General features: G+C 43.7%; 3 protein-coding genes. 2 read left to right on the top strand and 1 reads right to left on the bottom strand.

Annotated elements, in window-relative coordinates:
• The first annotated feature begins 569 nt into the window (after window positions 1–569).
• Entirely contained in the window at window positions 570–782 is a 213-nt protein-coding gene (locus PX484_RS11270; protein WP_002801686.1) for a CAB/ELIP/HLIP family chlorophyll-binding protein, read from the top strand.
• A 58-nt stretch (window positions 783–840) separates the two neighbouring features.
• Here the strand turns inward: PX484_RS11270 and dapF are convergent, their stop codons facing one another.
• A complete protein-coding gene (gene dapF / locus PX484_RS11265) occupies window positions 841–1,686 on the bottom strand; it encodes a diaminopimelate epimerase (RefSeq protein WP_287765842.1) in 846 nt (281 codons plus the stop codon).
• Window positions 1,687–1,747: 61 nt separating this feature from the next.
• Here dapF and PX484_RS11260 point away from each other — a divergent pair, with 61 nt between their 5' ends.
• A complete protein-coding gene (locus PX484_RS11260; RefSeq protein WP_002733331.1) occupies window positions 1,748–1,960 on the top strand; it encodes an Hfq-related RNA-binding protein in 213 nt (70 codons plus the stop codon).
• The last annotated feature ends 367 nt before the right edge of the window (window positions 1,961–2,327 follow it).

Raw genomic sequence — 2,327 nt, 5'->3', positions numbered from 1 at the left:
TTCTTGCGCTTTATATCCTCTCATTTCAAATCGATATTGGTTGAGTATAGTCGCTATCTGCATGAGGTTGATCTCTGGGCTAATCTCTGCCATAGAATTTACAAAAACAGTGAGCGCAATCGTTACGGCTACTAGGCACTCCGTATCTTAAGATTTTATTCGGGTTTTTCCTAGCGGTTTTCCCCTATTCTCCCCACACTTACCCTTTCTAGTATCTTCACTCAAGGTCAGTTGACTCCCTAAAATCTGGTTCGCTTTTGACGGCAATTTATCCCCCGCTAACTCCTGTACGGTTTAACGGGACTTCTCTGGCGACCTTAAGATAGTTTTTGTCTTTTCCCTGATTAGGCGATCGAGTTTATACCTCTTTGGTACCACAATCTGACTAATTTGTCAAGAAAAAGGCAAAATTTCATCGATAAACCCAGAGGAGATAGAACTATAGCACTACCCTGACAGCCTACCCGATCGAGGTTTTCTGAGTCCCCAAAAATTTTTTGTTAAAATTTGCAACATAACTTAACAATGTGTTACACTTCTTAACACAAGCATACAAAAGGAGCCTCCCCATGACTGCCCGCGGCTACACCACCGAAGAACAAGGAAGACTGAATAATTTTGCTGTCGAACCGAAAATGTACGTTGATAGTTCCAGCGGTCTCGGTTTTACCAAAAAAGCTGAAAAATTGAATGGCAGACTAGCTATGATTGGCTTTGTCTCTCTTTTGGCCATTGAAGTGTTAACCGGTAAAGGAATTATTGCTTGGATTACCAGTCTCTAAGAATTAACAATCCCGTCGCGCTGTTCGGGGAGTTCAGTCCCCGTCCAGACGGGGTGATTCAGATAGCATAAATGCCCTCAAAAACAGCTTTAGCAGGACCTGTCATGTAAACCCGGTTATCGGTTTGAGACCAGTGAATCTGAAGACAACCACCGGGGAGTTCCACGGTACAGATGCGATCGCATTTCCCCGTTAACAGGGCCGCCACTACCACAGCACAAGCACCAGTACCGCAAGCGAGAGTAATTCCCGCTCCTCTTTCCCAGACACGCATCTTCATATAATCCGGCGCGATTACCTCCACGAACTCCACATTAGTCCGTTGGGGAAAAACCGGGTGATGCTCAAATTTTGGCCCGATAGTTTCTAGGGGAATAGAGGCCAGATCATCCACAAAAGTGACACAGTGGGGATTACCCATACTAACGCAAGTAACTAACCAATCTTTACCCTCCACCTCTAGGGGAACCGCGAGGACTTTTTCTGATCCATTGACCAAAGTGGTGGGGATTTCACTGCCTAGTAATTGCGGCGGTCCCATATCGACCGTTACCTGTTCATTAGCTTCTAAACGGGGAATTATCGTTCCTGCTAGAGTATGAATGCGATAGGTGCGGCCAATGGTGTTGTTAGCCTCTAAACGGGCGATAAATTGGGCTAGACAGCGAATACCGTTACCACACATTTCCGGTTCCGAACCATCAGAGTTGAAAATTCTCATGGTGTAGTCGGTTGCTGCTTGGCCGGGAAGCGCAAAAATCACGCCATCGGCACCGATGCCAAAATGTCGATCGCACATAGCCACGGCTATTTCTGGTGTGATCAGGGGTTCGGGACTGTGACGGTTATCTATCAAAATAAAATCATTGCCCAGGCCTTGATATTTGGTGAAGGGGATTTTCATGGTCAATAAAAGCTGCTCAACAGGAATAATAGAGGATGAACACCTCATCGATAAACTCATTATGTCTCAATTTGATCCTGGTCTGCCGAGTATTAAACAAGTACAGAGCTATATTCAAGAGAAACGGGAAGTAGAAATTAAGTTAAGCACCGATGATCTCCTCGTTGGTCGCATCCTTTGGCAAGATGCTAACTGTCTATACCTAGTCGATCACTACGATAAACCCACTTTAATTTGGCAACAGTCTCTAGTTTATTTAAGACCTAAAGCCTAGGAGGAAATCAGACCCATCAAAAATTCATTATCCACATCTAGACTTTTATCCCAATATTCCTGTCTTAATTTTTGCACTCTTTCTGTTGCTTTTGCGGATGGGTGCAGAGTTTTTTTGCAGTTTACTCTCATTAGCTATCGATAATAAGTAAGTAGTTATAATTCAATTGAAGATAGATTTTGCCTCTGATCCCCCCTGCCCCCCTTGATAAGCTATCCATTAGTCAGATCTTTCTTAACAATTTTTGCAGTAAGCACTCCAACCCTTATCCTGACTTGATTTCAGTTTTTTCTTTGTCAGTAAGGGTGTCAACAAGGAATATTACAAATTGTTAACCGAGTCTTGAAAGCCTTGTGCTACAAAGGTT

This window comes from Microcystis sp. M49636_WE2 (assembly GCF_030065375.1).
In the GTDB taxonomy this organism is placed as follows: Bacteria; Cyanobacteriota; Cyanobacteriia; order Cyanobacteriales; family Microcystaceae; genus Microcystis; species Microcystis aeruginosa_C.
Note: the sequence above shows the minus strand (reverse complement) of the source record. Positions and strands in the feature narration are given on the sequence as shown.